Origin of the sequence: Pseudoalteromonas sp. Isolate6, from assembly GCF_022398435.1 — a bacterium.
Lineage (GTDB): Bacteria > Pseudomonadota > Gammaproteobacteria > Enterobacterales > Alteromonadaceae > Pseudoalteromonas > Pseudoalteromonas galatheae.
Map to the genome: position 1 here is coordinate 57,087 of NZ_JAKEVK010000001.1, position 16,623 is coordinate 73,709.

General features: G+C 44.5%; 10 protein-coding genes (1 of these 10 cut by a window edge). 7 read left to right on the plus strand and 3 right to left on the minus strand.

Features of this window, described 5'->3' with window-relative positions; translation table 11 throughout:
- The 7 genes from L1D50_RS00195 to L1D50_RS00225 form a co-directional block, all read left to right on the plus strand.
- Nucleotides 1–6,059 carry the 3' portion of a non-ribosomal peptide synthetase gene (locus tag L1D50_RS00195; RefSeq protein ID WP_239965271.1) on the plus strand. 5,998 nt of this gene lie to the left of the window's left edge, so only the last 6,059 of its 12,057 coding nucleotides appear in the window; its start codon lies beyond the left edge, outside the window; it ends in the stop codon at nt 6,057–6,059.
- Nucleotides 6,060–6,091: 32 nt separating this feature from the next.
- Nucleotides 6,092–7,060 carry a TauD/TfdA family dioxygenase gene (locus tag L1D50_RS00200; RefSeq protein WP_128728840.1) on the plus strand — a complete coding sequence of 323 codons (969 nt, stop codon included), beginning with the start codon at nt 6,092–6,094 and terminating at the stop codon, nt 7,058–7,060.
- Between the two features lie 82 nt (nt 7,061–7,142).
- Nucleotides 7,143–8,519 carry a serine hydrolase domain-containing protein gene (locus L1D50_RS00205; protein ID WP_128728839.1) on the plus strand — a complete coding sequence of 459 codons (1,377 nt, stop codon included), beginning with the start codon at nt 7,143–7,145 and terminating at the stop codon, nt 8,517–8,519.
- Between the two features lie 266 nt (nt 8,520–8,785).
- Nucleotides 8,786–9,346 (plus strand): DUF697 domain-containing protein, encoded by a 561-nt coding sequence (locus L1D50_RS00210; protein ID WP_010607109.1) that lies wholly within the window; start codon nt 8,786–8,788, stop codon nt 9,344–9,346.
- 80 nt (nt 9,347–9,426) lie between these two features.
- On the plus strand, nt 9,427–9,603 hold the full coding sequence (locus L1D50_RS00215; RefSeq protein ID WP_017217212.1) for a hypothetical protein: 177 nt from the start codon (nt 9,427–9,429) through the stop codon (nt 9,601–9,603).
- Between the two features lie 150 nt (nt 9,604–9,753).
- Entirely contained in the window at nt 9,754–11,415 is a 1,662-nt protein-coding gene (locus L1D50_RS00220; RefSeq protein WP_128728838.1) for a cyclic peptide export ABC transporter, read from the plus strand.
- Entirely contained in the window at nt 11,412–12,494 is a 1,083-nt protein-coding gene (locus tag L1D50_RS00225; RefSeq protein WP_128728837.1) for a prohibitin family protein, read from the plus strand. Before L1D50_RS00220 ends, L1D50_RS00225 begins: the two co-directional genes overlap by 4 nt.
- Before the next feature lie 91 nt (nt 12,495–12,585).
- Here L1D50_RS00225 and L1D50_RS00230 read toward each other — a convergent pair whose 3' ends face one another.
- The 3 genes from L1D50_RS00230 to L1D50_RS00240 form a co-directional block, all read right to left on the minus strand.
- Nucleotides 12,586–13,419: a hypothetical protein gene (locus tag L1D50_RS00230; RefSeq protein ID WP_128728836.1), complete on the minus strand. Its 834-nt coding sequence runs from the start codon at nt 13,417–13,419 to the stop codon at nt 12,586–12,588.
- Nucleotides 13,420–13,533: 114 nt separating this feature from the next.
- The gene (locus tag L1D50_RS00235) at nt 13,534–14,280 is read right to left on the minus strand and encodes a hypothetical protein (RefSeq protein ID WP_239965272.1); all 747 of its coding nucleotides are present in this window, start codon (nt 14,278–14,280) and stop codon (nt 13,534–13,536) included.
- A 570-nt stretch (nt 14,281–14,850) separates the two neighbouring features.
- The coding region (locus tag L1D50_RS00240; RefSeq protein WP_239965273.1) for a hypothetical protein at nt 14,851–16,623 on the minus strand (1,773 nt) is incomplete at its 5' end.

Genomic DNA, 16,623 nt, shown 5'->3' on the forward strand with positions numbered 1-16,623 from the left:
GAGATTTGGTTCGCCTGCTTAGCAACGGCCGTATCGCCTATATGGGTCGTAACGATGGACAAGTAAAACTGCGAGGTTATCGTATTGAACTGGCCGAAATTGAACAGCAAATTGGGCTGCTATCGAGCGTACAAGAATGTGCGGTTCAGATAACCACAAGCGCGTCAGGGCAGCCACAGTTGCAGGCATTTGTGGTAACAACAACTGAGCCTCAAGTGCTTCAAGCCCAGCTAAAGGAAAGACTACCAAGTTATATGGTGCCAGAGCATTTTGTCATGCTCGCAAGGCTACCTTTGACACCGCATGGCAAGGTTGACCATCGTACCTTGGCAACGCTTGGTAAAACTCAACAGATTATCACGGTAACCGAGCAGAGCGCGGTCACACCACAGGCTAACAGCGTCGTTGCTCAGTTATTGGCGATTTATCGGCAGGTATTAAATACGCCATCTATGACCGCTGAAGACGACTATTTTGCGTTGGGCGGCGACTCTATTTTGAGTATTCAAATCGCCAGTAAAGCCAAAGCACTCAAGTTACCAGTTAGTGCTACCGACGTGTTTACCTACCCCAGTGTTTCGGCACTTGCAGCAAGACTTGCCCAGCAAGATATTCTGGTGCCGACGGACAGAGAAAGACTGCCATTGGTTGGTCAACTCGATAAATTACCAATTCAGTATTGGTTTTTTGCTCAGCAATTTGCCAAACCCAGTCATTGGGATCAGAGTGTGCTGGTGAGTGTAGATAAATCCGTTACACCAGCTCAGCTTATGGAGGTTGTAAAATATCTGCTTACCCAGCACGACGCGCTACGCTTGGTGGTTGCGGATGAAAACACCCTATTTGTACGTGATGGTATTGATATTCAAAAGGTATTTACGGCGCATACACTTGAGCGTGAGGTATGGCAAGCTGAGCTGAGTGAGTTCAGTGAACAAGTGCAGCAAGGTTTTGCGTTTACTAGCACGCCACTGTTTAAAGCAGTGCTATTTGTTACACCTAACAGTGAGGCCAATAATCGTTTGCTGTTTAGTGCACATCACTTGCTAGTGGATGGCGTCTCTTGGCGGGTGTTACTTGAAGATGTGAGCCAGTTACTACAGCAGCAGATAAACAATGTGCCGTTTGAACTTCCTGCCGCAAGCGCGAATTTGGCTGAACTTGCCGATTTTTATCGTGAACTTGCATCTAATGAGCGCGATTTGCGCAAATGGCAGAAGGTGGCTGCGCTGGCTGAAACCTCACACTTATTGAGCCTAAAAGATACAAGCGCGACTCCAACCATAGCCAAAGCTCGCCACACGTTATCAGCATCGCACACCCGTGCATTATTGGGATCTGCCAATACCAGTTATGGTACGACGGCGCAAGCATTGCTGCTCAGTGCACTTGCCTGGTGTGCGCAAAAGCGTGGTGCAGGCAGCGAAGTGATCATGCTAGAAGGGCATGGTCGCGAGTTACTGACGGAGGCACTGGACAGCAGCCGAACCATTGGCTGGTTAACGGCGCTCTATCCAATGCCGTTATTTAGTAATGGTAGCCGCTTGCATGATGTGATTTGTAGTATCAAGGCAAAGCTTGAAAGGAGCGCTAAAGTTGCCAGTAGTTATGGTGCTGCGCGGTATTTACACCCAGAGCCAAACGTTCGCTCATCGCTTGAGATTGATACCCGAGACTTACTGTTTTTCAACTATTTAGGCCAGCTAGATACAGTTATTGAGCAGCAAGGTTTGCTGGGAGATGCTAGTGAGTCGACAGGCACTTTGGTTGCAGAGTCAAATCTCAGTTACTTTGGAGCGCAGCTAACAGCGGCTGTTGTCGATGGTCAATTGGCGTTAACGCTGGAGTTTGACAGCCAGCGCTTAGCATCTGAAGCAGCAGAGCGACTAAGTAAAGAGATACTCGAAAGTCTAATTCAGGTCATCGAGCATTGCCAATCCCAGCCTCAACGTCATTACACAGTCAGTGACTTTGCACTTCTCAGCGGCATTTCTGAACGGCAGTTACAGCGCATACTTGGGCAATTTGACGAGGAAGTTGAGGATATTTACCCTCTAACTGGTTTGCAACAAGGCATGTGGTTCCACAGTCAAACGGCACGTGAGACGCACACTCAAAGCACGCTACCTTACGTCGAGCAAACCAGCTTATTGCTACAAGGTTGTGTGGATATTGAGGCGTTGAGTTACGCTTGGCAGCAATTGATTAAGCAGCACAGCATATTACGCTCGGCATTTATAGACGTTGCTGGCGAGCCGCTGCAAGTGGTCTGTAAACATGCCGAACTACCGCTGAATCTGGTGCACAGTGATGCTATTGCAGAAGAACAATCGTACATGGTGAATTCACAGGCCGCGGTGGAGCTTGCCGAGCCGCTTAGGCTTTCACAAGCGCCTTGTATGCGATTGAGGTTAATTGCTTTTGAGGATGGCAATGTTGGGGTGGTTTGGACTTATCATCATCTCATCATGGATGGCTGGTCATTACCGATATTATTTGCTGAATTAGTGGCATTTTATCAAGCTCGTTGCCAAGGTGAGTTACGCCCCATTGTGGTAGATAATTTCCGCGATCATATCGAATATTTGCATACACATGTTGAGTGTGATGAAGCGTTTTGGCGGGATTATTTGGGTGGTGTTAGCGCTCCCACATTACTCAGCGAAAAGATACTACATACTGAAAATAAAGCGGCAGGTGTTAAAGAGCTCAGTGTGACTTTACCGCAATCGCTGCAAGATGCCGTGACTCGCTTTACGAGCGAGCAAGGACTTACCGTCAATCAGTTTATCCAAGGGCTCTGGGCTTATTGGGTGGCAAGTTGCTGCAATGAACCGTATGCCTTATTTGGTCAAACCATCGCGGGCAGACCTACAGCGCTTAGTAGAATGGCGCAGCGCGTTGGCTTGTATATCAATACGCAAGCGGTCCATGTAACGATAGATCAAAATGCGCGTGTGAAAGATTACCTGCAAGCAGTGAAGTCGCAGCTTACGGCATTAACGCAGCACCCGCATACACCACTGACACAAGTTCATCAATGGTCGGGTATTGAAAACGACAGTCCATTGTTTGATTGCTTGTATGTTTTTGAAAATTATCCGCAAGATCCGTTACAAAATAGCGCTGCGCTGCCATTTATCGCAACAACCTTAAGTGAAGTTGACGAAACACACTATCCATTGACCTTTGTGGTCGGCGTAGGGGCGGGTTTATCGCTCACGTTGAGCTATCAGCAGCAATGCTTTGATGAAGTGTTTATCGAGCAAAGCCTTGCGGCGATGCAGCAGCTGATGTTAGCTGCGACACAACAGCCTGAGCAAACACTCGGAAAATTGTCTTGGCAGCCTCAACACGCGCAGTACAGCAAGGCATTGCCTCTGCCTACTTTTTCACTGACGCAAGCGGCGAAATATCAAACGCCAAATTTACCTATTCAGCATTTATTTGCTCAAGTTGCTGCTGAATTTCCTGAGCATATTGCTATTCGTGAATATAGTACCGCCTCTGGGGAGGCTCGCTGTTATCAATATTCACAGCTGGATAAAGACGCCAATCAGCTCGCCCATTACCTTGCATCACGATTAGAGCTAAGTACAGCCCCCGTTATTATTGGCCTGTGTCTAGAGGCGGATTACCAGCTTATTGTGGCTATGCTTGCGGTGCTTAAATTGGGTGCGGCTTATCTACCAATTGTACCAACACTACCCGAGTCTCGACGTCGTTTGCTGTTGCAAAATGCCAATGCAGCCATGCTGATTACTAAAACAGAATATTGGCAGGGTAGCTCGGAGCTGGTGGTGCCTCAAGTCGATTTAGATAGTATTCAGGGCGCTTTGGCCGAGCAGCCTAGTCGTTGCTTTACTGCGCCATGCCAGATTGACGACCTCTGTTATGTAATTTACACCTCGGGCACCACGGGCATGCCAAAAGGGGTGATGGTGGAGCATGCCAGTGTCGTTAATTATGTGCAGGCATTAGCCTCGCAATATGCGATTACACCCAGCGACAATTATCTGCAATTTGCTAGCATGAGCTTTGATGTGTTTGCCGAAGAAGTTTTTTGTACTTTACTTCGTGGTGCAACCTTGGTGATGGCACCGACAGACGACATATTGGATCCCAACAAGCTGGCACAATTAAGCCAAGATGCCGAGTTAACACTGATGAGTTTACCAACGGCGTATTGGCATCAACTTGCAGCAACTTCAGTCACCTTGCCAAGCTCGCTGAGGATCATCACCATAGGAGGCGAGCAAATGCAGATTGCCGCGCTCACCGAATGGCAGCAGCGCTACGGCGACCGTATTCGAATTATGAATGCCTATGGCCCGACCGAAGCGACTATTTCGGCAACGCTTAATGATGTCACGCACTTTAGCGGTGCACGCGTGCCAATCGGTCAGCCCGTCGAGGGTTTGTCTTTATATTTACTTGATGAACAGCTCCGAGCGGTGGCCACCGGTGTGGAAGGCGATTTATACATTGCGGGTATTGGCCTTGCCAGAGGTTACCTCAATGACGAAGAAAAGACGCAGCAGGCCTTTATTATTGAGCCAAATAGCGGCCAGCGACTTTATAAAACTGGCGATCGCGCTTGCTGCTTAGCCTCAAATGAATTGCTGTATCTAGGCCGTGGTGATGACCAAGTTAAAGTGCGCGGTTACCGCATCGAATTGGGTGAGATTGAACGGCAACTTCAGCTGCTAGACGAGGTTGCTGCTTGTGCTGTGGTGGTGCGTGAAGATAGCAGTAACAACGCGCAATTGGTGGCATTTGTGCAGCCAGCGCAGCATACGGAAGTGAGTGATGCAGCTCTGCGAGCGCAGTTACGCGCAGTACTACCCGCTTACATGGTCCCTGAGTTGTTCCAATCAATTAGCCAGCTTCCGCTGACAACGAACGGCAAAGTCGATCGCAAACAGCTCATTGCGCTGGCCGGATCATACACTTCGCCTCAATCCTTGCGGCAAGAGGCTAAGCAGGAAAGGCTCACACCACTACAAACTCAATTAGCGCAGCAGTTTTCCTGTCGTTTGCAAGTGGATGGCGTGTGCCTTGACGATAACTTCTTTAATTTAGGTGGTCATTCGCTATTAGCGATGCGTTTAGTGGGTGATATTAATCAGCACCTACAACTCAATTTGCCGCTGTCGGCACTGTTTGAGCATCCAACCGTGCGTGGGCTCAGTCAGTATGTTCAAGCATTGAGAGATGGTCTTAGCGAACGCGATGGCAAACCCCAATCGCTTGAAACCTTAGTGTGTTTGCAAGAGGGGGAGCTTGGTTTTACACCTGTGGTGTTGATTGCGGGTGCGGGAGGTTGGCTTATGGCATTTCATGCGTTAGTGAATGGGCTTGATAGCCGTATACCCGTTTATGGCTTGCAGCCAGAGGCGCTCGCCGAGGAACCGGAGACGCTAACTTCTATTGGCCGCACCGCAGAGTATTACTTGAATGTGTTAGCAGGCGCTGAACTTGGTGAACAAGTGCATTTGGTCGGACATTCTTTTGGTAGCTTTATTGCCTATCAACTTGCCACTTTACTTGAGCAACAAAGTCGAATTGGCTGCTCGGTAACTGTGATTGATACGCCTGTACCAAGCAGCCCAGCGCTTAACTTGGATGAAGCACAAATCGCACAAATGATGCTGGATAATCTAATAGCGTTTTTTCGCCTTAATGTCTCTGATGCTGAAATCAATGCCTATAAGCAAGGTGATGCTTCAGCACGCATTGCTTATCTCAATCGTTGGATACACCAAGCTGGATTTAATTTTAGTGATGCGCATCTACGCCACTTTCAGCAAGTTTTTAGTGCCCAACTGCGAGCAAACATTGAGATGCCGTCTATGCTTAGCGACACCCCAATCTGCGTTGTAAAAACACAGCAAACACAAGAATTTGAAGGCCGTCCTGTGAATAAAGACATGGGATGGAAACCATTTAGTCACTCTCTCTCTTGTTATGAAGTCAAAGGAGATCATTTGTCCTGCCTACAAGCCGAGCAAGTGGGGCTGTTGGTTAACATAATTGAGCGCAACTATGTGTTGCACTAGCAAAAGTACTTACTTTTAAGGATGGGAAAACAATGGATCACGCACTTTCTTTGGAATTGGATCCGACAACGATTGCAGCAGACTCTCGGATACATGACTTATCTGAGGTTAAACAAAGCGGCATGGCATGGGTGAAAAACCACGTTCAAGAGGTGAATAACTGGGTTGAGCGAGATGGTTTTGCGTTGCTTCGTGGCTTAAATATTGTGAGCACGAATCAGTTTAGCGCCATACTTGAGACCTTGTTTGGTGAGCGTTTAAGCCAGTATGTTTATCGCTCTTCACCACGAACGGCACTGAACAACAATATTTACACCACCACAGAATATCATGCCGATCAAGTGATCCTGCAGCATAACGAAAATGCTTACTCCAATGTTTGGCCGATGCGAATGGGCTTTTTTTGTGTGATCCCAGCAACTACGGGTGGGTGCACACCACTTGCCGACAGCCGTGAAGTATATCGTCGTATTCCCGGTGAATTAAGAGATAAGTTTGAGCGTTTAGGTGTGCAGTACGTGCGTAACTACGGTGATATTGACCTACCTTGGCAAGAGGTTTTTCAGACCGAGAGTAAAGCCGAGGTTGAGCAATATTGCCGACAAAATGAAATCGAATTTACTTGGCTTGATGATAAAAGGCTACAAACCAAGCAATGGCGTCCGGCGGTCATGCGCCATCCAAAAAGTGGTGAAAAGGTATGGTTTAATCAAGCTCACTTGTTCCACTGCTCGAGCCTAGATAATCAACTCAGTGCACAAATGCGTGACAGTATCGGCAGTGAATTTTTACCTCGTAACGCCTTTTTTGGTGATGGTAGCGAAATAAGTGACCAAGACATCAAGCTCATCAATCAGGTTTATCAAGACCTCAGTTTTGCTTACCCATGGCAAAGAAACGATATTTTGCTGCTGGATAATATGCTGTTTACTCATGGTAGAGAGGCCTACACAGGCACTCGTAAAGTACTAGTTGGCATGGCAAATATCGCGTCAGCATAACTAGTTGGTACTCATTCCGATGAAAGTCGGGCAACAACATTTGTTAGTGGTTACGTGGTTGGCAATGTAAGGAATTTGAACAATGAAATGGCTAATACAACTACGGCTAAGAATGATGATGCTATTTTGCATCACCTTAGCACTGGCTTCTTGTTTGCAGAAAAAGAGCGTCGCAGATAATCACACCATTATGCCGAATCAATTAGAGATGATAGCGACGGTGGTGAATGAATACTGCGATGCCAACCTATTCTTTGGCACGGTTTATATCACCTCGGTTGATAAGGTGGTGTACCAGTCCAACTGCGGACCACAGAACATGCAATATGATGTTGATAACAGTGTTAAGTCTAAGTATCGCATCGGTTCCAATACCAAAGCATTTTCGGCTGCTATTTTAATGAAGATGTTAGATGGTAAGGACTTGCGGCAGGAAACCATTGGCGCTCACTTGCCTTGGTACCCAGATAACCAATGTGCGGATGTTTCGCTGCATCATTTGCTTACCATGTCATCAGGGATCAATAACTACAGCGATAATGAAGCCGTATACGATAACTACGGTTGGCGGCCTTATTTATACAACTCGAGTCTAGATCTTAACGGTCCGGAAGATTTTAGTAATCGTTTTTGCACCTGTAGTGCTGAAGCGGGGCAAAATGGTACACCGTCATTTACGCCCGGCAGCAAGTATGAATACAGCAACTGTAACTACTATCTCATCGGTAATATCATCGAGCAGTTAGCGGCTGGCAAACAAGGCAATATTGGTCGTGAGTATTGGTTTGCCAATATCGTTCAAGAGCAAATTCTAAATCCGCTTAGCATGACGGACAGCGGCTCTTACAGTGCGATTGGTGTCTATTCAAATATGACCACAGGTTATATTTATAATCAAAACCAATACTTACCCCTTGCGAATGGCCGTCCACCAGCTACAGGAGGCCCTGCACCTTATGAAGATATTTTAGTGAATCCATATAGCAACCCTTTGGTACTGTATTCCGCTGGAGATTTATATTCCACAGTGGAGGACATGCATAAGTGGGATCAAGGCTTGTATGGCACTCAAATCTTAAATGATACCCAGAAACTAGCGGCCTTTGCTCCCTACTCTAACACTGGTAGCAGCGACGAGTGTGAATACTATGGCTATGGTTGGTTTGTGACTTATGTCGACCCAAACCAGTACGGCAAAGTGGCAAATTGCCCCGAAAACCCAGCCGATGCAAATCTCAGAATGTATGAAAAATTCTTACAGTACTCTGGTAGTTACCCCTATTCATGGGTGACCAGTTTCACCCGTTTACTGGAACGAGATCAAAGCATCATGGTGTTTAGCAACTATGTGAAAGAGGGGATTGAGTCAGATTGTATCGCCAAGGAGATCCGCAACATTATCTTCTATAGTGACAAACACCGTACCGAGCAATGCCAGCAAGATTTGAATCAGGCATAACGCGGTAGGGAAAAATACCGAGCTTTCGCGCTCGGTTAAACAAATTAATAGAACGCCTGCAGTAGGTGGCAACGTTTCGCTCAGTTGTATTTGTGACACTGTGCAGATCCTTGGTTGTTCTTAGGTTTACTTCTTCATCATGGATGAAGGCGGTAAAGCTCAGAGTTGAATAAGTGCAACTTGTTTGATTTTGGGTACTAGGGCAAGTGCCAACATGGTGCTTGATGAGTTCGACAACTGTTTAAATAAATCATAGAGGATGAATTATGGCAGTGACAAAAACAGCGAAGGATGACAAGGCGAGCGATGCTCCAGAACAACAGGAATCACAACTTGTTGCTGATGAAGACAGAGCAGCCGTTGCTCAGCTGATTGTCGACAAATACACAAAATGGTCGTTTGGCTCTGGGTTTATTCCCGTTCCTGCGGTTGATTTAGTGGCGTTGACAGGGATCCAAATGAAGATGATAGGCGAAGTAGCAAAAGTCTATGGTCAATCATATGGTGACAACAAGCTGCGTGGCACAGTAAGCGCGTTGATCGGCGGCTCTTTTCCACAAACCTTAGGGGGCGCGGGACTAAGCAGCTTTTTGAAGGCGGTTCCTGTACTTGGCACGTTAAGCGCAATCGCATTTATGCCAGTTGTGTCTGCGGCATCAACACACGCAGTAGGCGCAACTTTTGTTCGACACTTTGAAAATGGCGGCACGCTGATAGACCTGAATCTAGCAAGTATGAAAGGGGATATCGCAGACATCGCAGCTAAGTATCGTGCAAATAAAGGGAATGCGGACGCAACAGCTACAGCGGAAAAAGCCACAGTATAACCGATACTGGCTGACATAAACCGGCAGGCAACTGCTGGTTTATTCTTCGCACCGAATTTATCAACAACTTGGAGAAAATTATGCTTATCGCTTTATATTTAGTGTTATGCATTTTAACTGGTTATTGGGGACGAAACACCTTTGCAGGGCCCGTGGGCTTCTTTTTAATTTCGTTAATGTTTACGCCTATTGTTGGCTTGATCATTTTACTCGTTGGGCAAAAGCGCAAGCCCACAGAGGTGAATGACGAGGAATGAGAGCTTGCTGGTAAAACTGAACGATTTATAAATATAACTTAATGTTTTAATGCAGTATTTATTTAAATCCAACAGGCAGTTTTGATTTTTAGGGACTATGCTAAGTAGCATGCGCGGGCAGTAGCCCAATAACAATAAAAGATAATAACAATGGTATTGTACGAATTAATTCGCCGACATATTCAGATAAAGAAAAGGACCTTTATTGCACTGGGGTGCATTTCTGGTTTGGCCAATGCGTTGGTGCTTGCGCTGATCAACAACGTAGCAGCCAATATCTCTGATATTAATAAAGAAAATCATATTCTTTACTACTTGGTGCTATTTACACTGACGATTGCAATATATGGTTTCACTCAGCAAAGACTGATGACTAAAGCCGCGCAAATGGTGGAGCGTGCTATAGACAAATTGAGAGTCGATCTGTTTGAAAGCATTCGTCATACCGAGCTGTCAACGCTAGAGAAAATCGGCAAAGAGCGGATCTTTAATACCATCAGCAAAGAGCTACAGACCATATCTCAATCGGCGCAGCTGTTTGTGATCATTGGTCAATCCATCAGTTTGGTGTTTTTCACATCTCTCTATATTGCCTGGCACTCTTTTGTGGCGTTTATGGTTATCTCGACACTGATTTTGGTCGGCGCCAGTATTCATCGTTTACGTGCCAATGAAATCCAGCGCAACATGCGCATTTCTTTTGAAAGCGAAAACCAGCTTATTCAACGCTTGTCTGATTTGCTCGATGGCTTTAAAGAAGTAAAGCTCAGTGAGCCAAGAGCGGAAGATTTAGAACATGAATATCGTCGCGATTCGAATCGTGCAAGGCGTGCAAAAACCAAAACCCAAACCTTGTTTGCGACCGACTTTATTCTGTCGCAAATCACCTTTTTCGCAGCGACAGGCGCGATGGTGTTTATCGTCCCTATGCTCTCTGACGTGTATACCGATGTGGTCATTAAAGTTACCACCGCATCGCTATTTTTAATCGGCCCTATTACCAGTATTGTTGGTGGGATCCCCGTTTTCACCACCGCAACAGAGGCGGCGCAAAACGTCTTAGCATTGGAGCGCGATTTAAAAAATGTCCAAGATGAGCAAGAGGTTAAACGACCTGAACCAGCTGAAAGCCTAACCGCATTCAATGCCATCACCTTAGCGGGGGCGTTTTATCAACATCAGAAAAAATCGAGCGATCGTCCGTTTGCTGTGGGGCCGGTGGATATCACCTTTGAGCAAGGAAAAACCACTTTTATTACCGGTGGTAATGGTAGCGGTAAAACAACGTTTATCCGGATGTTGACTGGCCTTTATGAATTACAGAGCGGACAAATCCTTTTGAATGGTAAAGCGGTTACTGAAGACAATCGCCTTGCTTATCGAAGCTTATTCACAGCCGTTTTTGCGGATTTTCATTTGTTCCAGCAGCTCTATGGTATTCGTGATTTGAGTACTGAAGAAATCGATGAATGGTTGGACTTTTTAGAGATGCGCGCCAAAGTGGCTATTCAAAATGGGGCGTTTAGCACCATAGATTTATCATCAGGCCAGCGTAAGCGCTTAGCACTTTTGAGTACCATTTTAGAAAATCGTCCCATTTACATCTTTGATGAGTGGGCGGCAGATCAAGATCCTATCTTTAGGCGAAAATTCTATGAACAAGTGCTACCTCGTTTAAAAGCGCGTGGTAATACCATTATTGCCATCACTCATGACGATGCCTATTTCCATTTGGCCGATGTGCACTTAAAAATGGAGGAAGGTCAGTTGTTAGCACACCACGACAGTGAAAGTAATGGAGTACCATCATGAACATTAATATTTCAGGGGATTTTGCATTACTCGTCGCCGGCGGCTTAATACTGGCACTGATCCTATCTAATTTGCTCATGCGGGTGTTAAAGCGTTACAAGCCCAAGTGGCATAAGCGTATTTTGTCTTGGCGTTTTCGTGCTGGTGTGACGTTGCTTATTTTATTATTTATCGCCGTTGCATTGGTCAAAGTCATTTTTATCAAGGTTGATTCGGGACAAGTTGGGGTACTGTGGAAGCGCCTTGGCGGTGGTACGTTCGTAGAGCACCCATTTTATGAGGGCACGGTACTAGTTTACCCTTGGGACACATTGACGATTTATTCGAGTCGATTCCAAACCGCGACCACAGAGATCCACGCCATTACTTCCGAGGGGCTTAGGATCAAAATGGAAATAACAGTGAGGTACCGTCCTGTTGTGGAGCATATTCCTTACTTACATAAGTTAGTCGGGACTGACTATCTTGATGAAATTGTGCTCCCTGAAGTTGCATCAGCGGTTCGCATGATCGTTTCTGATTATACTGCTGAAGAGGTCTATGCTCATCAGCGCTTAAAGATCCAAGATCAGCTATTAAGCACTGTGTTGAGAGAAGTTCAGCTACAAGAAAAGTCGATACTCAAACAAGAAAAAAGCGAAATGCAAGGGCATAATTTGGTGAATTTAGACGATATGCTTATTCGTCAGGTTGATATTCCTGAAGGCGTGCATAGTGCGATTGTTGCGAAGGTGAATCAAATGCACTTATACCAAGAATATAAAATGCGTTTAGATGTTGCTGAAAAAGAGGCTGAGCGAAAGAAAGTGGAGGCTCAGGGGATAGCCGATTTTCAAGAAACGGTGAGTGGCGGGATCTCTGAAACCTACCTAAGATGGCGCGGCATAGAAGCAACCATAGAGTTGGCGAAATCTAATAACGCAAAAGTGGTGGTAATAGGCAGTGGTAAAGATGGCCTACCGCTGATTTTAAATACAGAGGGAGGCGCACCGACTCTACCTGCCTCGGGCAATCTAAATACTACGGATCCACAAAGTCAAGAGCCGCAAACGCCGAATGCCAGCAAAAAACCTCAATAGCGGCAACTAGGTTTACACAGCTTGCTTACCACTCATCAGTTGTGAGCAAGCTGCTGCGCTACTCTGGCAGTGCGTGGTTTTACTCTGTGCGCTATTTTCGATCAAACTCAATAAACCCTTCATTGAGCATATTCTTATGGCGGTGATGTAGGCATCGGTAATAGCCACTCATCGAATTATTAGTGACTTTAGATAAAGTTAGCTTGGCCGCTCCAAGACAAAGCCCTGCCAGTGCTTCTACCTCGATATCAATAAAGTTATCATCGTGTTGCAGATGCCCAGTGTTAAATTCAGAGTGTTTAATCGGTGTGATTGAGCGCAGTAAGTAGCTTTCCAATTCAGCATGACCATCCTCACGAATATAAAGGTTGACCAAGTAATTATTCGTCACTGAAAGGTTTTCATTTTTAGTATAACCAATCCAGTCCCCTGCAAACCCAGATTGTCCGGTGAGAGGTTGTCGTTTACGTACATTGTTGACATAGGTATCGAGTACGGCAAGGTCTTCCACTCGGTGGAGCTTATAGCTCTGAACTTTGGGGGCGTCGCTGTAACCTGTGGGATCTAATTCAGTAACGTGTAGCTCATCCCATATGGGGTCTAAAAAGGTGCTGAGACTTCTTGAATTATTCTGTTCGCCTGCCATGGTGATATGACAAAAGTACTTGTCACACTTTATGTCCTTATCAGTAAACTTATAGTAAACACCATTACTTAGCGCCGATGAAATTGATGCATGAATAAAACCGTGGGACCCCTGTTTACTTATTCTCAGCGCAGTGATCTCTTTGTTTATATCATTACTTAAACCAACCCAAATACCGACTGGTAACTGATGGTCTTGGGCTTCTTCAATAGTCTTGTCGTCAGCCAAAGAGACGCAAGCGGTTAAGGCTAAAATAAAGTAAATGAGTCGACAAAGCATATTTGTTGTTTTTATAGGAACTTTATTCAGTAAGAATATAGAAATTAGCCGCTCAGTGCTATCAATTTAAGATGGGGAGGATGATACGCAACGCTGCATATCACCCTGCTGTTATTAGAACAATTCGGAAGAAAGCTCACGAGATTGCGAGTTTTGATTTATATGCCAAGTTTCGACAAGACGAGTCGTACCGCCCGAGTTTTTACAAATTAGTTCTGTTACCAGCACTTTATAAAAACCACTGTATTTAGCCTCGCCCGCAACATTCAAGATATCACTATAAAACCCACCTTGATGTCTTTTATTGAAAAATTCGGGGTTACCACTGACATAGTTGGTTTTACGGCACTGGCCTTGATGCGAGTTGTTATTAATATTAATCAAGCCAGTATATTGAACATCTGCAAAATATCCTGGGCCATTGCTCGGTGTTTGCCAGTCAGCCACCGTGATTTCACTTTGCCATACAACGGCGGGAGCCTTGGGTATCTTGTGATATACAATTGCTTCTTCACCTGAGGGTAAGGTGCAGCTGAGTTTAACCGACTTTTCTGTCAGCTTATGTTCTGCAGGCAGTGGACCAGAAATAAAAGGCGCGTTGAATGTGAGAGGAGCAATCAAATCGCCAGTTTGTGTATTAACCACTTCAAATTGATGGCACTCATCCACCGCTAAGCCGCCTGTGAGCGCATTAAAGTACTCAGTTGTGCCTGCACGAGCTGAGATAAACTCAACAGGTGCGCCCTGATACTGGGAATGATCTCCCGCACCATCCTGATCATAAAATACCTGAGTAGCCAAAGCGGAAGTGGAACTACAAGCCAATACCATCGCAAGTAGTCGAGTGTTGAATATAACCATAGTTTTTCCTTTACAGTTTTGTTTGTTTTTCATTCAGTTCCAATATAAGGTAAGTGTAATTTAATGCAACTTTTTGATTTTTCTGGTTTTAGCAACTATCTAATTACTGCAACTACTATCAGGATTGGTATGTGAAGTGAATATAAATGCTTAGAGTTTTGCCAACGTTAGATGAATGGAGTTCAAGTGGGTCGAGGTTCTAGTTATTAGAGAGGAAGTGGACAGCATGTTGATATGGGAAAATCATTTCTATTCGCCAACATTAGGTAAAAAGCTTTATGCGCTTATGACTTTTCCAGTTGTAAGTTATGGGACGTGGAAGAATCTACTATTTTCTAGCCTCATTTTGGTGTTCTTGAAATGCCGGATATTGTTGCTGGCTAATCATAATTTACCGTTTTAAATTGCAGAGTAAGCGTTCGCTTTTTTGCAAAAACTATTTTTGATTTGCAGAATGTAGAGCTGCCAACGCCTATTTTTTGAACTTTTCACATGGCACTATCAACAATTCAGTAGGAAAATACCTTTGCCAATAGCCCGGTTTAAAAATAAACAGGGCTATTGATAGTATTAATTTTCTTTATTCTGCTCTACCTTCTCTAATGCATTAAGTAAGGTTTCGAATTCGTTTTGCATCTTGTCGATATTTACATCTAAGACGCTGTACCAAGTATAACCTAAATCATCAGTTGCCTTTATTTGCCCCCGCTCACACATAACATATAATGTTTTGTCATAGCTGATTTTTGGCAGAGTTTGAGTGCAACTTTTGCTTGCTTTACCTTTTGCTATCCATTGTTTAGGATTATCGCTACTTGCATACATGACTCTCAGTTCGGACTTAGCGTTTTTATGTTCCTTGTAGTAAGCAATGTTTATCAATGAATGGTCTTTTCTCACCACCGGCAAGCTCAGTTCTACATTATCATTACCGAACAGGTTGTTAGCATTTTTCTTCACTACTACCCATTCAGATTCAGGTGTTAGCTTATAGACAGTATCACCTACACCGTCCCATTGACTTACCTCGATTGCGAGCAATTCGCTACCAGGAAGTTGTATCAACTCCTTTAATTCGAGTGCTTTTTCCATACTCCATGTATTAGTTGCTTGTTGATATACATGTAATTTATTGTCGTTTAGGATGTTTAATTGGTTATTACTATTAAAGAATGGAAATATACCACCATTTTGTACCAACCAATCATTGCTATTCTTTCTTTTGTATTGACCAATTTGATTCCACTTATCTTTAATATCAAAGAATTGGTAAACAGTATATTGCTTTGCTGATGCGGTTAACGCAAATGATTGGTTCCCATTATTTGCCATCCATACAATTGCCTGATCAGTTTCAACAGGTTTGATCTGGCGCCAATTTTTTAAGTTACTATCTGAGTAATAAAGCTCGCCTTTTTCACCTGCCAAAGCGATCCCTTGGTTCAATTCAATGGCGCTAAGCAATTGAATATTGGTTGGTAGATTTACAGCATCCCATGTACCCTTGTGATTTAGAATTCTGGCCTGTCCAAACCTTGAAGTGATGATAGCTTTACCAAATTTATTTAAGGCAAAATGACTACTAGGGAAGGCATTTTCGCGGACAAGTTGTGCAAGGGAGGAGCGCAAGGAGTCAAACTCGTCATTTTGCCATTGTAATTCTTTGTTCGCGTGTAATTGTTGGGAGGCTACTGGGTAATGATGTTTGATAAAATCACTCATATTGATAGCTTGATCTAATCGAGTAACGAATGCTTTATTGCTAGAAGTTGAATCCCAGAAGGACTTTTCTTTTATGCTTTTTAACGGTTGAAAAGCGATAGAGCCAAGGTTGGTGGTAGTATTTTGTTTTATCTCGAATTTACCTGCTAAATAATTTACAGGCATTGAAATCCAAGACATGATTTCACCATTACTAAAGAAGCTATAAAGTGAAGCAACAACATACTCTCCTTCAGGCAATGATCCAACGAATACTTGACTTTCTATGAGCCCTCGGGAGTGAGGTGTTAAAGTGTAAACGTCCGGATCCCACTCTACTTTACTTTCATCAAACGCTTTGTTTTTTTGTACGGCTTTTGCTTTTGCCTCTTCGATAGCGGCCTGTTTTAATGCATCACGATTGTCTAGCCTAAGCACTATGAGCTCGGACCAACCTTTGTGTAAAGGAGCTAGTCTATCTACATTGTTAATTACTTCAACAGACACCATGCCATGTTGCTGAGGTAGAGGGGCGTTACTATTCAGGTTTGCCGTTTTAAGTTCATAAGTGGCGCATCCAGATAGGTATAGTAGAGTTATTGAGAGTAAGATTAGGCGAAACATATAGATCCTTACATTTAC

What these genes read in the sequence shown, in the direction of transcription:
- L1D50_RS00200 (WP_128728840.1), top strand. Translation starts at nt 6,092, where the DNA reads ATGGATCACGCACTTTCTTTGGAATTGGATCCGACAACGATTGCAGCA.
- L1D50_RS00205 (WP_128728839.1), top strand. Translation starts at nt 7,143, where the DNA reads ATGAAATGGCTAATACAACTACGGCTAAGAATGATGATGCTATTTTGC.
- L1D50_RS00210 (WP_010607109.1), top strand. Translation starts at nt 8,786, where the DNA reads ATGGCAGTGACAAAAACAGCGAAGGATGACAAGGCGAGCGATGCTCCA.
- L1D50_RS00215 (WP_017217212.1), top strand. Translation starts at nt 9,427, where the DNA reads ATGCTTATCGCTTTATATTTAGTGTTATGCATTTTAACTGGTTATTGG.
- L1D50_RS00220 (WP_128728838.1), top strand. Translation starts at nt 9,754, where the DNA reads ATGGTATTGTACGAATTAATTCGCCGACATATTCAGATAAAGAAAAGG.
- L1D50_RS00225 (WP_128728837.1), top strand. Translation starts at nt 11,412, where the DNA reads ATGAACATTAATATTTCAGGGGATTTTGCATTACTCGTCGCCGGCGGC.
- L1D50_RS00230 (WP_128728836.1), bottom strand. Translation starts at nt 13,419, where the DNA reads ATGCTTTGTCGACTCATTTACTTTATTTTAGCCTTAACCGCTTGCGTC.
- L1D50_RS00235 (WP_239965272.1), bottom strand. Translation starts at nt 14,280, where the DNA reads ATGGTTATATTCAACACTCGACTACTTGCGATGGTATTGGCTTGTAGT.